11 protein-coding genes are annotated in these 19,580 nt (G+C 70.6%); 6 read left to right on the top strand and 5 right to left on the bottom strand.

Annotation, left to right across the window (positions count from 1 at the left end):
- Positions 1–31: 31 nt before the first annotated feature.
- Complete coding sequence (locus RY076_RS10450; protein WP_323097599.1) at positions 32–1,240, top strand: acyltransferase; 1,209 nt, start codon at positions 32–34, stop codon at positions 1,238–1,240.
- Positions 1,241–1,496: 256 nt separating this feature from the next.
- Here RY076_RS10450 and RY076_RS10445 read toward each other — a convergent pair whose 3' ends face one another.
- Positions 1,497–3,239 (bottom strand): DUF222 domain-containing protein, encoded by a 1,743-nt coding sequence (locus RY076_RS10445; RefSeq protein ID WP_323097598.1) that lies wholly within the window; start codon positions 3,237–3,239, stop codon positions 1,497–1,499.
- Positions 3,240–3,297: 58 nt separating this feature from the next.
- Here RY076_RS10445 and RY076_RS10440 point away from each other — a divergent pair, with 58 nt between their 5' ends.
- Positions 3,298–3,681 carry a hypothetical protein gene (locus RY076_RS10440; protein ID WP_323097597.1) on the top strand — a complete coding sequence of 128 codons (384 nt, stop codon included), beginning with the start codon at positions 3,298–3,300 and terminating at the stop codon, positions 3,679–3,681.
- 128 nt (positions 3,682–3,809) lie between these two features.
- On the opposite strand, the gene RY076_RS10435 is transcribed toward RY076_RS10440, so the two are convergent.
- Positions 3,810–4,886, bottom strand: a complete 1,077-nt coding sequence (locus tag RY076_RS10435; RefSeq protein WP_323097596.1) for a helix-turn-helix domain-containing protein — start codon at positions 4,884–4,886, stop codon at positions 3,810–3,812.
- A 303-nt stretch (positions 4,887–5,189) separates the two neighbouring features.
- Here RY076_RS10435 and RY076_RS10430 point away from each other — a divergent pair, with 303 nt between their 5' ends.
- The 4 genes from RY076_RS10430 to RY076_RS10415 all read left to right on the top strand — a co-directional run bounded on the left by RY076_RS10430 (position 5,190) and on the right by RY076_RS10415 (position 16,092).
- Complete coding sequence (locus RY076_RS10430; RefSeq protein WP_323097595.1) at positions 5,190–9,047, top strand: S8 family peptidase; 3,858 nt, start codon at positions 5,190–5,192, stop codon at positions 9,045–9,047.
- A gap of 152 nt (positions 9,048–9,199) precedes the next feature.
- The gene (locus RY076_RS10425) at positions 9,200–9,745 is read left to right on the top strand and encodes an NADPH-dependent FMN reductase (protein ID WP_323097594.1); all 546 of its coding nucleotides are present in this window, start codon (positions 9,200–9,202) and stop codon (positions 9,743–9,745) included.
- A gap of 142 nt (positions 9,746–9,887) precedes the next feature.
- Positions 9,888–11,708 carry a DEAD/DEAH box helicase gene (locus tag RY076_RS10420; protein WP_323098264.1) on the top strand — a complete coding sequence of 607 codons (1,821 nt, stop codon included), beginning with the start codon at positions 9,888–9,890 and terminating at the stop codon, positions 11,706–11,708.
- 160 nt (positions 11,709–11,868) lie between these two features.
- The gene (locus tag RY076_RS10415) at positions 11,869–16,092 is read left to right on the top strand and encodes a phage tail protein (RefSeq protein WP_323097593.1); all 4,224 of its coding nucleotides are present in this window, start codon (positions 11,869–11,871) and stop codon (positions 16,090–16,092) included.
- Positions 16,093–16,337: 245 nt separating this feature from the next.
- On the opposite strand, the gene RY076_RS10410 is transcribed toward RY076_RS10415, so the two are convergent.
- The 3 genes from RY076_RS10410 to RY076_RS10400 are packed head-to-tail and all read right to left on the bottom strand — an operon-like array spanning position 16,338 to position 19,580.
- The gene (locus tag RY076_RS10410; RefSeq protein WP_323097591.1) at positions 16,338–17,222 is read right to left on the bottom strand and encodes a glycosyltransferase family 87 protein; all 885 of its coding nucleotides are present in this window, start codon (positions 17,220–17,222) and stop codon (positions 16,338–16,340) included.
- Positions 17,219–18,631 carry a hypothetical protein gene (locus RY076_RS10405; protein ID WP_323097590.1) on the bottom strand — a complete coding sequence of 471 codons (1,413 nt, stop codon included), beginning with the start codon at positions 18,629–18,631 and terminating at the stop codon, positions 17,219–17,221. The genes RY076_RS10410 and RY076_RS10405 overlap by 4 nt, the downstream gene beginning before the upstream one ends.
- Positions 18,632–18,662: 31 nt before the next feature.
- The gene (locus RY076_RS10400) at positions 18,663–19,580 is read right to left on the bottom strand and encodes a type II secretion system F family protein (protein WP_323097589.1); all 918 of its coding nucleotides are present in this window, start codon (positions 19,578–19,580) and stop codon (positions 18,663–18,665) included.

Below are 19,580 nucleotides of genomic sequence, written 5' to 3'. Positions count from 1 at the left end.
GCCGCGCACGCGTCGACGTCTGGGCCTCCTGATGAGCACTCCGCCGCTCGGTGGTCCGGCCGAGCTCGTCGACCCTCCCCGACCTGACGACGACATCCTCGTCGGGGGCTCGGGGCGGGGCGCCGACCCGGTCGCCGAGGGTGCACGCCCTGACGCCGAGACGGACCGGACGCCGGCGCGGCACCGCCCGGACCTGGCCTGGATCTCGTGGCTGCGGTTCGTGGGCATCGCCGCGGTGGTCACGATCCACACGGTCGGCTACAACGCCCTGGAGCCTCGGGCGCGGGACACCCTGCGCGGCACCACGGCCATCTACCTCGACGTGCTGGGCGTGTTCGCGGTCCCGGTGTTCGTGATGCTGAGCGGCGCGCTGCTGCTCGACCCGGCTCGATACCAGGGCCCGCGGGAGTTCCTCCGCAAGCGCGCCCTCCGGCTGCTGCCGGCCATCGTCTTCTGGCACGCCTGGTACTTCCTCGTGCGCGTGCTCCTCCTCGACCAGGACCTGGGGGTGGGCGACGCCGCGGCCCAGGCGTTGAGCGGCAAGCTCTACGGCGCTCTCTACTTCTTCTGGATCGTGCTCGGCCTGGCCGTGCTCACGCCCTTCCTCATTCCCTTCGTGGCACAGGCCACGCGCCGCCAGATGCTGGTCGTGGGCACGCTCGGGTGCCTGATGACGGCCGTGAGCCAGGCGACGGCGCAGTGGCGTGACACCCCCGACGTGTTCATCGAGACGGCGTGGACGTGGTGGGTCCCCTACCTCGGCTACTTCCTGCTCGGCTGGGCGCTGCGCGGGGTCGTCCTGCGAGGCCGGGCCCTGGTCGGGTCCCTCGTCGTGGTGGTCGCACTGGGAGCGCTCATGCCGTGGCAGTGGCGCAACCCCGACGCCCCGCGGTGGCTCGAGACGATGAGCCCGGCCTGGTACTACAGCATCACGGCGATGGTCTACTCGGCGGCGCTGTTCCTCCTCTTCCAAGGGCTGATCCGGCGCGACGGACCGCTGCACCGCCTCGCGTCGCCCCAGATGAGCTCGCTGGCGCGAACCCTCGGTGACGCGACGATGGGAGTCTTCGCGCTCCACCTCACGATCCTGCTGTGGGTCTTCGAGTGGCCGGTCATCGGTGGCGAGCGCGCGGCGGGGAGCACGTCCGTCCTGCTGCTGCGCATCGCGGCCGTGCTCGCGCTGACGTACGTCATCGTGCTGCTCCTGCGACGCGTGCCGGGAGTCAAGCGCCTCCTCTGACGCTTCCCGCCTGTTTCCTCGCGCCACCGCGTCACTCGGGAACTGCGGCACTCCGGCACCCGGACACCGCGCCACCAGGACACCGCGACACTGCGTCACCCGGGAACTCCGGCACCCCGGCAACCGCGGCAACCGCGGCACCGCGCAACCCAGGCCCGCGTCACCCAGGCCCCGCGTCACCGCGTCACCGGCACCGGCACCGGCAGCGCACGCTGACGCTCCCCGGCCGGGTCGGCCGGGGAGCGGGGCGACGCAGCTACCGGTGCCAGATGACCCCGGACGCGGTGACCGTCGCGGCCAGGCCCCGCTCGTGCACCACGGTGTGGTGCCGTCCGCACAGCAGCGCCCCGTTGTCGAGGTCGGTCAGGCCACCGTGCAGCCAGTGGACGACATGGTGGGCCTCGCACCACTGCGGTGGGATCGTGCACCCCGGATAGGTGCACCCGCCGTCCCGCCGGGCCAGAGCGCGCCGCTGGGCGGGGGTGAAGAACCGTTGCGTGCGCCCCACATCCAGCACCTCCGAGGGGCCGCCCAGGACCATCGGCACGATCCCGGCCTCACAGGCCAACCGCCGCACCGCTCCCGGACTCAGCACCGCGTCGTCGTCGGCGATCCCGGCACCGCGGACCTGCTCCAGCAGCGCCTCGAGGCTCATCGTCACCACCAGCGTCGTCCGCGGGGTCCGTGCCACACCCTCCGGCGCTCCGACCGCCCGACCGATCAGCTCCAGCAACGCATCAGCCCGACGCGCTGCCGGAGTCCGTGGGTCGACGTCGACGGCCGGTGCATCGGTGCCTGCGTCGGTTGCCGCCCGCAGGCCGGACCAGTCCAGATCGGGTCGTGGCCTGGCCAGCGGGTCGATCGCCGCCTCGAGCACCGCCGCGCCCTCGGGGTCGAGCCGCAGCAGGAAGTCGACGAACCCGGCACACGACCCGACCCGCCTCAACGACCGACCGGCCCGCAGCCCACGCTCCAACGCCTCGGCCTCCGCCGGCGGGCGCAAGCTCGCGCGCGCATGACCGACCAGCCGGCGCAGCTCTCGCACGGTCAATGCCGGCGCGTGATCCACCAGCGAGGCCACCACGTCATCGAGGTGGTCGCGGTCGGCCACCGGCGCCAGGTCACGCTGGAACCGCACGATGACCCCGGCTTGCTGCGCCGACACCTCGCACGCCGCCACCCGAGCCGCCAGCACCGCCCAACGCGGCTCCCGCAACGCCGAACCCAGCAGACTCAACGTCGCCGCGTCGCCACCGTCGATCGCCACGACCGCGCCGCCAGCTGCACTCGTCGCCGCGCCCGCACCTGCCCCGCCATCCACCAGTCCACCCAGCGCACCGGCTTCTGCCGCGCCGCTGTCCGTCGCTTGGTCACCGTCGGGTCGGCCGCCGCCGGCCCCGGCGACGGCGCGGAGCCAGTCAGGCCCCGACAGCCGGGCCGCGCCGGCCAGGCCGCGTTCGTCGGCCTCCCGCGCGAGCATGACGCTCAAGGTCTGCGCTGCTTCCCGAAGCGCCTGCGCGTGGCCGAATGAGACACCGACCGCGCCATCGCCCAAGGTCCAGAAGGGGAACTCGCCGGCCAGCCCTCGCACCGCCTCGACCATCGCCGCAAGGCGTCCCGACAGGTCCGTCGCACCGATTCCCGCTGCGTCCTCGACGGGCTCGGCCCTCACATCCGCGCCAACTGCGCCACCCGAGTCACCTGAGTCAGCCGGTTCAGCCGCGCCACCCGAGTCAGCAGGGTCAGCCGAGGCGGCCGCGCCAGTCGGGTGAGCCGTGCCAACCGAGTCAGCCGTGCCAACCGGGTCAGCCGTGCCGGCATCGAGCGGCGCACGGTCGCCTGCGTCAGGGGCGAAGGTGGCGCCCTCCGTACCGCCCGACTGGCCGGTGCCGCAACGGCTTGGTGCCTCGCCGGAGGCGGCGCGCGCACGAACCGTCCGCGTCGGCACTGCGGGCGCCGACGCGGTGCCGGGGTTGGCGAGCCGCGTGTCGAGGAGCATGGTTTCACCCTAGACTCGACCACTGACAATGCATGACGATGACATCTCAGGAGGTCCGATGCCGGACAACCCCAAGACCGCGCGACGTCGCCATGTCGTCGACACCGTGCACCCCCGCGAGCGCGTCGAACGCACGGACCTGCCCGACCACTCCGAACGGGCCGAACGGGCCGACCGGTCCAAGATGATCTCGGTCCGGCTCACGACGGACGAGTTCGAGGCGCTCTCTGCCGAGGCGAGCACGCTCGGCATCGGGCCGTCCACCCTGGCCCGGACCCTCATCCGTCGCGGACTGGCCGAACCCTCCCCCACCCCATCGGCGCTCGAGTCGCGCATCGAGGCCCACCTGCAGGCCTCGCTCGACCCAGACCTCACGGCCCGGGTGGAGGCGCTCGAACGCTGGGTCGCCGAACGATCAGCGGCCCAGCGACGGCCCCACTGAGGGGCCCACCGACGGGCTCGTCGTCCCACGTCGCGCCCTGAGACCCTCGCGCGCAGCGTGACGCCACCGAGTCCCTCGGCGAACGAGCGAACTGCCCACTCCCACAGAGGATCCGGGCCGCTGTGCCGTCAGCGGAGGCCGGCTGGCGCCGGCGTCACCTCGACCGACGCGTCCGTCTCCGGCACGTCAGCCTCCGCAACATCGCTCGCAGCATCCGTCGTCGCCCGCGCCACCCAGCCGCGCTCGTGGGCAGCCCACCCCAGCTGGATGCGCGTCGTGGCCCCGGTCGCGTCCATGAGGGAACGGACGCGTCGCTGCACGGTCCGAAGGCCGACGTCCAGCTGACGCGCCACCCGAGCGTCGGACGCGCCGGCGAGCAGCAGCGACAGCACCTGGAGGTCGAACTCGTCCGGCCCGGAATGCATCTCGACGATGTCGTCGGCGTCGGGCGTCGACAGGACGAGCGGCCAGGCGTCGCGCCACACCGACTCGAAGAGCGCCACCAGCGACCCCACGAGGCCAGCGGCATGGATGACGAGGGCGGACGGCTCGGCACCTTCGACGTCGAGTGGCACGAGGGCGGTTCGTCCGTCGGCGATGACGAGCTTGGTCGGGACGCGTTCGACGACGCGCACCTCCTCCTCGCGGCGCAGGACGGCCGCGACGTTGGCCTGCGGCTCGTGCTCGAGGACGTCGCGCTCGAGGACGACCCGGTACCGGACGCCGCGCGCTGTGGCGATGTCCTCGGCGGAGTTCTCGTCGGCGGTGACGACCGCGGGCCGGTCGGTGACGAACGCGCAGACCTCCGACACCGCACCGAGCTGCAGCTGGTGGAAGCGCTGACCGACGGTGCCGGCGCCGATGACGACCTCGACGAGGTCGTGGACGTCGACGGAGGCCTCGGTGCGGTGGGCCTCGGCGAGCCGGGCTGCGGCGAGCTCGGCCTGCTCGAGCTCGTGACGCCGGTCGTTGACGATCGCCCGCAGCGCGACGCCGGGTGGCGCGGCGACCCACCGGCCCGGCGCGACCGCCGACTCGGCGACGAGACCCCGCGCCCGGAGCCCCAGCACGGCCTGCTCCACGTCGGCGTCGGGCATCGTGCACCGACGCGCGAGGTCGGCCAGCTCGGTCGCACCGAGCCCCACGAGGGTGCGGTAGACCGTCGCCTCCTCCGGCGAGAACCCCAGGGCGCCGAGCACCTCCACGTCGCTGCCTCCCCACCGGCCGCGCGCGGCCGCGTCTCCGCGTCTCCATGCCGTGAGCACGGTGGCGACACCTCGGGGACCTGGACTCGCGACCACGACGTCAGTAGACCCGCGCCTCTCGAGGGGCGGGTCACCCCGCCGGTGGCGGACCCCCGCCATGGCGCACAACCGCCGCTCGCCATTGTTCCGCAGACCGGGTCACATCGGCACATTGGGGCGCACGCCGGACTCTCCCCGTCCGGCGCCCCGAGCCGCGCGGGCCCGATCAGGCGGGCCCGCGCACCCACCCCCTTCGGAGGACTCATGCGCCCCAACTGGCGTACCACCCTGGGAGCAGCCACCGCGGCGGTACTCGCCGCGACGGCTGCGTCCCCGACCCAGGCCCTCGGCCAGGGAACCAGCACCGCGGGTGACCGCGGCCGGCCGATCGTCGGCTCGGCCGCATGGTCGGCCGGCAACCCCGGCAACAGCTCCCCCAACCCGGCCTCCCCCGGACCCGCCGCCCAGAGCATCACGGCCCGCACGCCCAAGACCGTCACGCTCGTCACCGGCGACCGCGTCGTCGTCTCCGGTGCGGGCACCGAATCCCCTTCTGCCACGGTCCTGCCCAACACAGACGGCAGCGTTTCGACGGTCGAGACCCGACGCGTCGGGCGTGACCTGTACGTGTACCCAGAGAGTGCCGCCGCGGCCCTCGCCGCCGGACGCGTCGACGACGAGCTCTTCAACGTGACGGGCCTCGTGGCGCAGGGCTACGACGACGCGTCGACGCGCACACTGCCCGTCATCGTCAGCTACACCGGCGCCGTCGACGTCACGCGCAGCGCGCCCGCCACCCCGCGCGGAGCCGCCACGGGCCGCACCCTCCGCTCGATCGACGCCGTCGCGATGGCCGCGGACAAGTCCAGGGCCAAGGACTTCTGGGCCGACGCGTCGAGCCGCTCCACCCCGGCCGGCGCCCGCGTCGCCAAGGTGTGGCTCGACCGCAAGGTGAGCAAGAGCCTCGAGGAGTCGACGAAGCAGGTCAACGCGCCGCAGGCCTGGGCGGCCGGGTTCACCGGCACCGGCACGACGGTCGCCGTCCTCGACACCGGCGTCGACGGCGGACACGCCGACCTCGCCGGACGCGTCAAGGCCTCGCAGGACTTCACCGGCTCCTACGGCGGCGCTCTTTCCGACCCCGACGGCCATGGCACGCACACCGCGTCGACCGTCGGCGGCTCCGGCGCCGCGAGCGGTGGCCGGGAGAAGGGCGTCGCGCCCGGCACCGACCTGCTCATCGGCAAGGTCCTCGACGACTACGGCTCGGGCTCCTACTCCGGGATCATCGCCGGCATGGAGTGGGCCGTGGGCCAGCACGCCGACGTCGTGTCGATGAGCCTCGGCAGCACCGGTCCCGTGGGCGACTGCACCGACCCGCTGTCGACGGCCGCGCAGGACCTGTCGACGTCGAGCTCGAGCCTCTTCGTCATCGCGGCGGGCAACACCGGCCCGGGCACCAACACGGTCTCGGCCCCGGCGTGCGCGCCCGCGGTCCTGTCGGTCGGCGCCGTCGACAGCGCGGACAAGACGGCGTGGTTCTCCAGCCGCGGGCCGGCCGCGTTCACGCACACCCTCAAGCCCGAGATCGCGGCTCCCGGGGTCGCGGTCCTGGCCGCCCGCTCGGGTGGTCGGGGTGACGACGCGTACGTGGCGATGTCGGGCACGTCGATGGCGACCCCGCACGTCGCAGGCGCCGCGGCCGTCGTCAAGCAGGCCCACCCGTCGTGGACCGGTGCGCAGCTCAAGGCCGCCCTCGTGTCGACGGCGCAGTCGGCCGTGCCGGGCGACGTGCGCGAGGTCGGCGCCGGTCGCCTCGACGTCCTCGCCGCCACGAAGGCGACCGTCACGAGCGGCGTGGTCCAGGCTGGCAGCTTCGACTGGCCGCACACGGCAGCGCAGCGCACCAGCGTCGGCATCCCGTTCACCAACCTCGGCGACGCTCCGATCACGTTGTCGCTCAGGGTTGCCGGCCTCACCGGTGACGACGGGAGCGCGCTGAAGACGGCTCCGGCGAAGCTCAACGCGTCGACGCTGACCGTCCCGGCGGGCGGCACCGCGTCGGTCCCGCTGGCGGTCGACCCGTCGGTCACGCTGGCCGCCGCGCAGTACGGCGACGTCACCGGGCGCGTCCTCGCCACGACGGCTGACGGCCGCACCGTGTCGACGCCGTTCGCCCTGTACGTCCAGCCCGAGACGGTGACGCTCACGCTGCGTCTCACCGACCGCCTCGGCCACGCGGCCGCGGGCGCCTCGAGCGTCGACGTCGTCAACACCGACTCGCCCCGAGGCGAGCGCCGATACAACGACAGCGCGGCCGAGCAGACGTACGCGGTCCGTCCGGGCACGTACCTGCTGTCGGCGTTCGTCCAGTCCCCCGACGGTGACGCCGCCGCGCCGACGCTCGACTCGATGGCGTACTTCGCCCGCCCCGAGATCGAGATCACGCGCGACACGACGATCGACTTCGACGCCCGCAAGGCGCACCTCGTGTCGGTGAAGACCGACCGGCCGAGCGTGGCCCGCGCGTCGGTGCTCTCCTTCACCCGCCAGTGGGACGACCTGTGGATGCACGCCGGCTCGATGCTGGCCGGGTCCACCGTCACGGCCCTCTACGCAGACGTCCAGGGCAAGCCGAAGGACGGCACGTGGGAGTTCGGCGTCAACCAGCGTCGCTACGCCCCCGCGGTGACCTCCATGACCGCGGGCACCACGACGCTGCACCCCACCGCTCCCGAGGTGACGGCCGCTGGTCTCGACGGCACCGCCACCGCGCCGCTCGTCGACGCCGGTGCCGGCACGGCGTCCGACCTGACCGCCGAGAAGGTCGGCGGCAAGGTGGCGCTCGTGCGGCTCGCGTCGCCGACGGCCAACCTCAGCTCCGCCATGGTCAACGCCGTCAAGGCGTCCGGCGCCAAGGGCCTGCTCCTCTACCGCCCGGCCACCGGCCGGTGGGCTCCGGCGCTGGGCTTCCCGGCCGTCGCGGTCGCGGCCTACAGCCTCCCGATGGCCGAGGGCGACGCGCTTCGCGCAGCCCTGGCGTCGGCGCCCGGCAACACGCTCACGCTGGCGTGGCAGGCCACGGCCCGCAGCCCGTACGTCTACACCCTCGGCTTCACCGAGTCGACGCCGTTCACGAGCGACAAGACGTACGTCGTGCACGACAAGAGCCTCGGCCGCACCGACGCGACGTACACGGCCATGGGCGTCGACACCGCGTTCGTCGACCTCGTCGGCGTCCGTCGCCCGAGCGGGTTCGGCTTCGGAGTCTCGAGCTTCAGCAGCGTGCCGGTCCCGGGCAAGCGCACCGAGCTCTACACCGACGACGGCTCGCAGTTCCAGCAGGTCGTGCTGTCGAGCCTGCCGTTCGGCGAGGCGATGCTCGGCACCTGGCACGGCTACCCGGCCGGCAGCGTCCGCACCGAGGCGTGGCACGGCGGCGTCGTGGGTCCGACCGCGATCCAGGACGAGGACGGCGTCGAGCAGCTGACCGCCGAGCGGCAAGGCGACCTCATGGGCTTCGCGCCGCAGCTCTACGGCGACGACTGGGGCCACGTGGCGCAGCCGGGCAGCTTCGGTGACGGCGGCTCGCTGGAGATGCGTCGCGACGGTGAGGTCATCGGCACGAGCGCCTGGCCGTCCGGTGTCTTCGAGGTGCCGGCGGGCGACTCGCTCTACGAGCTGACGCTGCGCCAGTCGAAGTTCCCGTCATCGGCCCCGGCCTGGCGTCGCTCGATGCAGGTGACGACGACGTGGGGCTTCCGCTCCCACCTCGAGCCCGACGTCTACTCGCGCGGCCTGCCGCTGCTCTTCCCCCGGGTCACGCTGCCCGAGGACGGGCTGAAGACGCTGCCCGCTGCCGCCGGGCAGGTGCTGCCAGTGCGCGTCACCGGCCACGCCGGCTACACGCCGGGTGCCATCGCGTCGGTCGAGGCGGCGACGTCGTACGACGGAGGCACGACGTGGACCGACGCGTCGGTGCGGCACACGGGTGACGCGTGGAGCGCGGTCGTCGACCACACCGGGGCGTCGGGCAAGACCGTCGCCCTGCGCGTCACGGTCACCGATGCCAACGGCGCGACGGTCACCCAGGTGACACAGGCGGCCTACGTCGTGCGCTGACGCGTGTCGCACCGGTGATCGCACGGAACCGCCCGGCCCCTCTTGGGGCTGGGCGGTTCCTGCGTGTGCGGCCTGCAGTCAGGGTTCTCGCGACCGCCTCAGGCGTGGTCTCGATTCGGACCGAGGTCCGGTTGCATGGTATTCGTTGAAGCGTGAAGCAGCTTCGAGTCGTCGTGTCCAGCACCCGTCCCGGCCGCATCGGCCCCGTCGTGGCCGAGTGGGTCGCCGCCCAGGCTCCCGCGGACGAGTGGCAGGTCGAGCTCGTCGACCTCGCGACCCTCCCGTTCTTCGACGAGGAGGACATGCCGAAGAACGGCAACTACGCGAAGCCCCACACCAAGGCGTGGGCCCAGCAGGTCTTCGAGGCCGACGCCGTCGTCGTCGTGACGCCGCAGTACAACCGCAGCTTCCCGGCCCCGATCAAGAACGCCGTCGACTACCTGTTCGCCGAGTGGCACGCCAAGCCCGTCGCCCTCGTCGGCTACGGCTGGACGGGCGCGTCCGACGCCACGGCCGACCTCACGAAGGTCCTCGGCCACGTCAAGGCCGACGTCGTCGGCTCGACCGGCCTCGTCTTCACCCAGGACGTCTCCCCCGCCGGCGAGTTCTCCGTGACCGACGAGCGCCGCGCCGAGCTGACCGCCCTGCTCGAGGCGCTCGCGGCCAAGGTCGACGAGCCCGTCGGCGCCAGCGCCTGACCGCACGCAGTCCCCGGTGGCGTATGCCCACGTGGCTGGTCGCGCCGCGCGGAGGTCGCTGGGGCTGCGGCTGGGCGACGTGTGTCGCACACCCCTGTCGACGCACTACCGTCAGGGGGTGAGCCAGCACAGCCCTGAGACCATGACCGCCGAGCCCGAAGCCGATACCCCTTCTTCGGAGCCCGGCCGGACGGCGGGTGCGGCCGTCGAGGCGGAGACGAGCTTCGCGGACCTCGGGCTGGACGACAAGGTGCTCAAGGCGCTGCGCGACGTGGGCTACGAGCACCCATCGCCGATCCAGGCCGCGACGATCCCGGCCCTCCTCGAGGGCCGCCACGTCGTCGGGTTGGCACAGACCGGCACCGGCAAGACGGCGGCGTTCGCCCTTCCGATCCTCAGCCGGCTCGACCTGAAGCAGAAGTCGCCGCAGGCGCTCATCCTCGCGCCGACGCGTGAGCTGGCGCTGCAGGTGTGCGAGGCGTTCGAACGGTATGCCGCCCACCTCAAGGGCGTACACGTGCTGCCGGTCTACGGCGGGCAGGCCTACGGCGTGCAACTGAGCGCGCTGCGCCGGGGGGTGCACATCGTCGTCGGCACGCCCGGCCGCATCATGGACCACCTCGAGAAGGGCACGCTGGACCTCAGCGAGCTGCGCTTCCTTGTGCTCGACGAAGCCGACGAGATGCTCAAGATGGGCTTCGCCGACGACGTCGAGACGATCTTGGCCGACACCCCGGACGACAAGCACGTCGCTCTCTTCTCCGCGACGATGCCCTCGCAGATCCGGCGCATCTCGAAGAAGTACCTCCACGACCCGGTCGAGATCACCGTCAAGTCCAAGACGTCGACCGCGCCCAACATCACCCAGCGCTTCCTCACGGTGTCCTATCCGCAGAAGGTCGATGCTCTGACCCGCATCCTCGAGGTCGAGAACTTCGAGGGGATGATCGTCTTCGTCCGCACCAAGAACGAGACCGAGACGCTGGCGGAGAAGCTCCGTGCGCGGGGGTTCTCCTCGATGGCCATCAACGGCGACATCGCCCAGAACCAGCGTGAGCGCACGGTCGACCAGCTGAAGTCGGGCAAGCTCGACATCCTCGTCGCCACCGACGTCGCCGCCCGCGGGCTCGACGTCGAGCGGATCAGCCACGTCGTCAACTACGACATCCCGACCGACACCGAGTCCTACGTGCACCGCATCGGCCGCACCGGTCGCGCCGGACGCAGTGGCGACGCGATCTCGTTCGTCACGCCGCGAGAGCGCCACCTGCTCAAGGCGATCGAGAAGGCGACCCGACAGTCGCTCGTGCCGATGACGATGCCCAGCGTCGAGGACATCAACGCCAGCCGCCTGAGCCGCTTCGACGACGCGATCACCCAGGCACTGTCCGCGACCAGCAGGATCGACGCCTTCCGCGACGTCATCAGTCACTACGTCAACGAGTACGACGTGCCGGAAGTCGATGTCGCCGCCGCCTTGGCGGTCGTGCTGCAGGGCGACGAGCCGATGCTGCTCGAGCCCGAACCCGTCCGTCCTGCAAGGACGTTCGACGACCGCAGCCCTCGTGAACGTCGGGACGACCGCGACTCGCGCGGGCGTGGCGACCGCCGCGATGGCGGGGGCGGCGCTCGTGGTGACCGTGACGGGCGCGGGCGGCGCGGCCCGTCGTCCGGGCCACTGGTCGGCTACCGCATCTCGGTGGGACGCCGGCAGAAGGTGGAGCCTCGACAGATCGTCGGTGCTCTCGCCAACGAGGGCGGCCTGGGACGACAGGACTTCGGCCACATCGACATCCGCGCGGACCACTCGATCGTCGAGCTGCCGGCGACGCTTCCGCCCGGCACGTGGGAGAAGCTGCGCTCGACCCGCATCTCGGGCCAGCTCATCGAGCTGACTCGCGACGACGGTCCACGTCACGGAGGCTTCCAGAAGAAGCCCCGCACCAAGGGCAACCGCGCCTGAACCCTCGCGGCACAGCGCACCTGTCGGCATTTGCTCGAATCGCGAACAAAGGACGACTTCGGCCCATAACCTGACCGCGGAACTGCGTCAGGGGAGGGTAAACATGTCCGGTGTCAAGGTACGACACAGGGGTTCGTGGGTTGTCAGGGCCGTTCTGGCCGTGCTCGTCGTGGCGGCGGGGCTGCCGGCGCTGTCCACGGCCGCAGATGCCGCCAGTGCCCCCACAGGACTGACGCCTGCCGGGGGAACCGCGGCTTCTCCGTCACCGGTCCTCGGCTGGAGCCGGGTCGTCGATGCCTACAGCTACGACGTACAGGTCGCGAACAACTCTGCCTTCAACCCGACGATCTTCAACACGACGACGACGAACCGGCAGGTCGTCCCGACGTCGCTGCTGCCTGACGGCCCTGCCTACTGGCGAGTGCGGGCCAACGCCTCCTCCGGCCAGAGCGCCTGGACGACGACGACCATCAACGTCAGAGCCGCCCAGGCCCCCACTCCCCTCGGGCCGGCGAACAACGGACCGGCGCTGCAGCAGCCGTCGAACCCGCCTCTGCTGTCGTGGACCGCGGTACAGGGCGCGACGAACTACGAGGTCCAGGTGGACCCGGACGGCGACTTCATCGGAGCCACGTCGTACACCACCAGAATTCCCTCGCTGGTCGTCCCGGACCCGGCGGCCAACGGGAGTTACTACTGGCGGGTGCGGGCGCAGCTGTCCAACAACCTCTACACGGCCTTCTCAAACCCGTGGCAGTTCACCATCGGTGCACTGGCACAGGTGCAGACGATCGCGCCGGCCGAGAACCAGTCCGTGGAAGACGTCACCCTGCAGTGGCAGCCCGTGAAAGGCGCCAGGACGTACGAGCTCCAGGTCAGCACCGACCAGGACTTCAACACGATCATCGACAGCAGGACGGACCTCAAGGGCACCAGCTTCAGCCCGCCGACGACCTATCTCAACGACCAGTACTACTGGCGTGTTCGAGCGCGGAACAACCTGGGCGAGACCGTCGACTGGGTGTCTGTCCTTCCGCAACCGGCGCACACGTTCCAGCGGAGCTGGCTGAGCAAGCCGACGCTCAGCTACCCGCCGAACGCCATGTCCCCGACGGTCTCCGACGACTTCTACTACCAGTGGACTCCGGTCCCGCACGCGAGCCGCTACCAGCTCGACGTGGGCAACGACCCGAACTTCACTCCCGGGCAGTTCCAGAGCTGCTACACGCCCCAGACGACGTACGCGGCCGGCTATGTCTCGGACCGCTGCATGCCGTCCCAAGGCGCCGTGACCTACTGGCGGGTGCGGGCACTGGACGAGCCGGCAGGAGTGCAGGGCATCTACTCGGCCATCAGCACCTTCGTGTATTCGTCCGGACAGGTTCAGCGAGTCAGCCCCACGAACGGCTCCACCGTGACGGTGCCCACGCTCCAGTGGCAGGCGGCGCGCAACGCGGAGCGGTACCGCGTCACCCTCGTCGACAAGTCCGGATCGACAGTGACCAGCGTCGACACGTACTCGCTGAGCTGGACTCCCAACTTCGCTCTCGACCCGCTGAAGAGCCCGTACGGCTGGACCGTGCAGTCCATCAACCTCAACAACTCCGTGTCCCCCAAGTACGCCACCTGGACGTTCAACCTCTCGGCGACCAACGGGGGCAGCACCTCGCCGGACGCGACCTACATGGGTGGCCCGACGGTCCGCTTCCCCTCATTGACGTGGACACCAGTCACGAGTGCTGCCTACTACCGCGTGAGCATCGGCGTTCACGGCAGTGGCTTCTTCTTCGACAGCTCCTACTCGCCGATCCTGAGCACCAACTATCCGTACGCCGCAGCCACTGACACGGGGAAGGCCCTGCTCACCCCGGGCAGCTACGACTACCAGGTCGAGGCGTTCACGAACCAGAACGTGTCGTTGGGTAGGGGCACGCTGGGCAGCTTCGCCATCTCCAATCTCCAGGCGACAGGTGGGCGACAGATCGCCATCGACGGGAAGCGGCTCGACACTTCCCCGGCCTGCACCGCCTACCTCGACTCGCCAACGCTCCCGCAGGTGTGCGAGAACGTCACCACGACGCCGGTGCTCGACTGGAACCCCGTTCCCGAGGCCTCGTACTACATGATCTACGTCGCTCGAGACCGAGAGCTCACGAACCTCGTCTACACCTCGCCGCCTCGCACGACGGCCACACGTTGGACGCCCACGAGCGACGTGTATCCCAGCGCGCTGCCCGACAGCCAGGCCGGCACGGCCTACTACTGGTTCGTCCGCCCGTGCAAGGCCGACAGCGTCTGTGCCCCGGATCCGGTGTCGACCCTCAAGGCGGCCACCAACGCGTTCAGCAAGCTGTCTCCTCGCGTGGCCCAGCTCGCTCCGGCGGACGGCGCGACGGTGGGCAACGCCGTGACCTTCAGCTGGGAGGACTACCTCGCCACGAGCCAGAAGACCACGTGGGGTCCGACGAGCGAGGTCGGAAACCAAGCCGCTCAGCGCTACCACGTGCAGGTGTCCACGACGAACAGCTTCGCCACCCTGCTCGACGAACAGTACGTCGACCAGACGACGTACACGGCATACGACCGCACCTACCCGGAGGGCACTCTCTACTGGCGGGTGCAGGCCATGGACGCGCAGAGCAACGGGCTTCAGTGGTCGCAGACGTGGAAGGTCACCAAGTCGAGTCCTGCGCCTGCCATCACCAGCCCCAAGGGAGCCGCCGGCGCGATCACGACCGCCTGCCCGACGCCGACGGTCACCGCCTCGTGCACGAGTGGCACTTCTCCGTTCGTGTGGGCGCCCAGCGACTACGCCGGTGGGTACCAGCTCGAGGTCTACAAGAACGACGATTCCAACTGGTCGCCCGCCAACCGCGTCATCAGCGTGTCGACGAAGCAGACGGCCTACGCCAACTCCGTTCCCCTCCCCGCCAGCACGTCGGCCTACGTGTGGCGAGTCGCTCGTCTCGACGCAGACAACCGGCCGGGTCAGTGGTCGACGACGGGTCGCTTCTTCTCACTGGGTGCAGCTCCAACGCTGACGACTCCAGCGCTCAACGCCCGAGTCAACGGCTACGGCCCGCTGATGGCGTGGAACGCGGCGCCGGGCGCCACCAGCTACCGCTTCGAGCGCCGTCCGGCAGGTGGCAACGTCGTGGAGTCGGTCTGGACGACCGCGCAGTCGTACGCGCCCACCTCCGTCATCCCGTCTGGGGCGTGGGAGTGGAGGATCGTTGCCGTCGACGTCACGGGCGCCGAGAGCGGCTCGAGCGAGTGGCGAGCCTTCACGGTGGACAACAACCGTGGCTCTTTCACACCGATTACGCCACGCCCGTTCCTGGACACGAGAAGTGGCCTTGGAGCCGGCAAGTCGAAGATTGGGTCAGGGCAATCCATCACGGTCACAGTGCCCGGGCTGCCTGCCGGCGTGAGCTCCGTTGCCCTCAACGTCACGGCGTCGAACACGACCGCGTCGGGATTCGTCACAGTCTGGCCTGCCGGGGCCACGCGGCCCAGCACCTCGAGCCTCAACTTCACCCCCGGCAAGACGGTCGCAAACATGGTCATGGTGGCGGTGGGACCAGGTGGAAACATCAGTCTGTACAACTCCGCCGGCACCACGGACCTCATCGCCTACATCTCCGGCTACTACGCGCCGGACCTCGGCTCCGGGTTCACGTCCGTCACTCCGGTGCGGGTTCTCGACACGCGCACCGGGGTGGGGCATTCGGGAGCAGTCGGTCCCGGCCAGGCGATCACACTCACGGTTCCCAACGTGCCGTCGGGCACCAAGGCCGTGATCCTCAACCTGACGGTGACGCAGCCCACCGCCCCCGGCTACCTCTCGATCTATCCCTATGGGGTCACTCGGCCCAACGTCATGAGCCTGAACTTCGTCAAGGGGCAGACCGTGCCCAACCTCGTCACCACCGCTGTCGACGGTTCCGGCCGCGTCACCATCTACAACTCTGCTGGCACGAGCCAGGTGGTCGCCGACCTCGCCGGCTACTACTCGACAGGAAGAGGAGTCGGGTACGCCGGCATCACCCCGAAGCGGGTCATGGACACGCGCAGCGGGCTGGGTGTGAGCAAGGGCAAGATCGCGGGCGGCACCAGCAAGACCCTGACCATTCCGGGGCTTCCTGCCGGGGCGACAGCGGTTGCTCTCAACGTGACGGTCACCGGACCGACCAATGCAGGCGTGCTCACCGTCTACCCCTCTGGCGCGGCCCGCCCGACGGCCTCCAACCTCAACTTCGTTGCAGGACAAACGATCGCGAACATGGTGGTCGTGAAGGTGGGTGCAGGCGGAAGGGTGACCTTCTTCAACTCCTCCGGGAACGTTGACGTCATAGCGGACCTCGCAGGTAGCTACTCGAGCTGAGCTAAGGACAGCAGGAGGCCTGCTGGCCGGCGACTTCAATTCTCGGGGTGGCCGGTCAGCTGGCATATCTCTGTTTCGCTTTCCCCTTCGGGATCGATCGTGGGCCATGCGCGACGTCGGCTACGAGCACCCCTCGCCGATCCAGGCCGCGACGATCCCGGCCCTGCTCGAGGTCCGCCACGTCATCGGGTTGGCACAGACCAGCACCGGCAGGACGGCGGGGCTCGCGCGCGACGACGATGACCTCAGTCAGTGCGTTGACGAACCGTTCGTGGGATCGCGGCGAGAAGGATGAGGACGCCGCTCGACCACAACGGCATCGCGATGACCATCGCCGCGGCAAGCCAGGCGGGTCGAGACCGTCGCGCCGCCCACGCAGCCAACACGACGGCGACCGGCAGGCGCACGAGCAGCGGTGGGTAGAACTCTTGCGTCGGGGGCGTAGGTGAGTCCAGCAGGAACGCAACCCACCGGCTCCACAGGTCGGGCGCCGCAAGGTACGACACGAGCACAATCGCGCCGGTGACGCCTAGGCTCAGTCCGAGGGAGCGCCACTCGCGCCGGACGGCGAACCACACCGGGCCCAACCCGGGCGTCACCTTCGTCAGCAGCGGGAGCGCCCAGGCCCAGGCACCTCGACGCCGCAGACCGAGGGCGCACGAGACGGCGAGGAACGCCTCGATGTTGCCGATGACGAGCGCCGGAGGCACGACGTAGAGCAGCGTGAGCCAGCGCCACCGCTGCGGCAGCGGCCAGAGGAGCCAGACGAGGGCTGCGGCGAGCAGGCCCGACCAGACCAAGAGGAACGCAGGCCACGGCAGCAGGGTCAGGGGCCAGATCAGCTGCGCGAATGCCGGCGAGTAGTTGTAGGCGTCGGGCGTGCCGGGCGGGACGCCGTAAGGGGATACGCGCCAGACCGACCAGTATGCGTGCGCCGAGTCCGTGCCGAACGTGTCGAGGCGGCTGAGCGCCAGCACCCACAGGGCGACGGGAAGACTGACCCAGAGGGCGAGGCGAACGACGCGGCCGAGCTCCTCGCTGCGCCGCTGTCGTCGGCCGCCTGCTGCTTCCGGTACCTCCGGGCCCGTTGAGGCAGTCTCGACCTCGGCGTGGTCACCGGGCCGCGTCATCGTGGAGCCCTGAGGAAGACGTAGCCGTCACCGGTTGAAGAGCGGGTCCATCCGGCGCCGACCAGCCGCTTCACCACTGGCGCGCGGTCGGTGAGCAGCGCTGCACCACAGTGCATCTCGGTCGGATAGGCCTGCCAGCCCTCAGCGCCGGCGACGAACAGGTGATAGGCATCGATGCGGCTGGCAGTGCGGATCTCGACCCGGGTGTCCATCGTCGGACGCAGCCCCGGGTGCGCCCACTCGAGCCACCCGCCGGCGGCCTCGTCGCTGCAGACGCGGGTGCCTGCGGGCAACGCCGCGAGCGGGCCGTCAAGCGTCGGAGCCCCGAGTGCCGGACGTGACGCGACCGACGGCGCAAGCGCCGCGACAAGCGCGAGCGCAGAGGCCGGTAGGGCCAGCGTCGCCACCCGCTCACGGCGTCCGAGAGGCGCGTTGGCGACCGGCAGCAGCGACTGCAGCGCCGAGGCCGCCAGGGGCGCCACGAGAACCGCGGCCAACGCGACGGTCCGCGCGTGCGCGAACGCGAGGTACACGGCGACGGAGGCGAACAGCGTTGTCGTCCAGCGCAGCTCACGTCGCCGCACGATCGCCACGACGACGGGCACGAGCAACGCGATCGTGGCCCACAGGCCTGGGTCGCCGAGCGAGGTGGCCTGCCACTCGGTGACGAACGGCGTCACGTCGGCCACCTGGAACGGCGAGGTGAACAGGCGCGGGCCGACCGGCGTCACGGCGGCGGCAGCGACCGACAGGAGCGGGACGAGGCCGAGCCGCATCGCCTCGCGCGGACGCCAGCGCCCGTCGAGCAGGCCACCCACGATCGCGAGGGCCCCGATTCCGGGGCCGACGAACCACATCCCGTGCGAGCATGCCCACAGCCACGTGACCGGCACGAGCCACCAGCGGGACCGGCCGTCGGCGAGGGTGCGCCACCAGGCATCGACCGTCAGGGCTGCGAGGCCGAAGGTGACCAGTTGAGGGCGCGGGGAGAGGCTCCCCCCCATGGCGACGAACGCGACGGCAAGGACCAATGCAGTCAGTAGCGCCGACGACCGACGTCGGCACGCCACCCACAGGCAGACGCCGACGAGGACCGTCGCGAGGCACAGCAGCCAGGCCACGCCCGGCAGCCCGAATGCCGCATCGGCACCGTGGAGCAGCACCTCGGGCAGCCACTGGTTGAGGATCCACGGCCGTTGAGCACCGGCACCGAACGGGTCGTCGAGGACGAACTGGCCTGTGCTCAGGAGGTGTTCGCCGGCGCGCAGGTGCCAGAAGGTGTCCGGGTCACGGACCGGGCCCAGAGCCTTGACGGCGAACAGAGCGAGGAGGGCGCCAGGTAGGAGCCACCCGATGCGCGCAACGACGAGCGTACGCTGCCCACCGGGCGCCTGAGGCCAGCGGGACAAGGAGCGAACGGGGGCGGCGGTCACTGCGTGGTCACATGTGTGAGAACGCGTCGACCATCCTGATCGCACCCGGACCGATGATGACGATGAAGAGCGCCGGCAGGATGCAGAACATCAGGGGGAACAGGATCTTGATGGTGACCTTTTGGGCCTTCTCCTCCGCCTTCTGCCGGCGGACGAGGCGCATGTTCGCTGTCTGCTCGCGCAGGACGGCGGCGATCGGGAGTCCAAGCCGGTCAGCCTGAACGAGGGCCGTGACGAAGTTCTTGACCTCGGGAAGCGTGACGCGGTCGCCCATCGCCGAGAAGGCCTCGCCACGCGACTTGCCGATCTGGATCTCGGAGATGACACGGGCGAACTCACCGGAGATCGGTCCCTGCACGTTGCGCGCGACCTGAAGGAGCGCCGCGTCGAAGCCCTGGCCGGCCTCGACGCACACGGTGAGCATGTCCAGAGCGTCGGCGAGACTCTTGCTCGTCTGCTCCTGGCGGCGCATGCCAGCGTTCCAGAGCAGCAGGTCGGGCAGAAAGAACAGCACCGCCCCGAGCAGGAGGCCGTAGAGGAGGCTTTTGAGCTGGAAGTCTCCGTAGAGGACGCCGAGAAGGACGCCGACGAGAAGGGCAACGCCCTTGGCGCCGAGGATGCGTTCGACGGTCCACGGAGACGGGTTGCCAGCCCGATCGAGCATCTTGGTGAAGCGTTCGTCCGTGCCGCTCGGGGAGAGTGCGCGCGCCAGTCCCTTGGTCTTCTCGAAGAGGGGCGTAACCAGGCGGTCCTTGGCCGCCAGGTCCGTCGTGACCGCCGACCGGCTCGTGACGCTGTTCTCGATGAGGAGGAGAGACTTCGCGACGCCACGTGGCTCGCTCGAGCCGAAGGACATCGACATCACGGCGACCAGCAGGCCGAGACCGACGAGTGCCGCGCCGACGTAGATGGGGTTCAGGCTCAC

Origin of the sequence: Intrasporangium zincisolvens (assembly GCF_034724055.1) — a bacterium.
In the GTDB taxonomy this organism is placed as follows: Bacteria; Actinomycetota; Actinomycetes; order Actinomycetales; family Dermatophilaceae; genus Monashia; species Monashia zincisolvens.
Note: the sequence above shows the minus strand (reverse complement) of the source record. Positions and strands in the feature narration are given on the sequence as shown.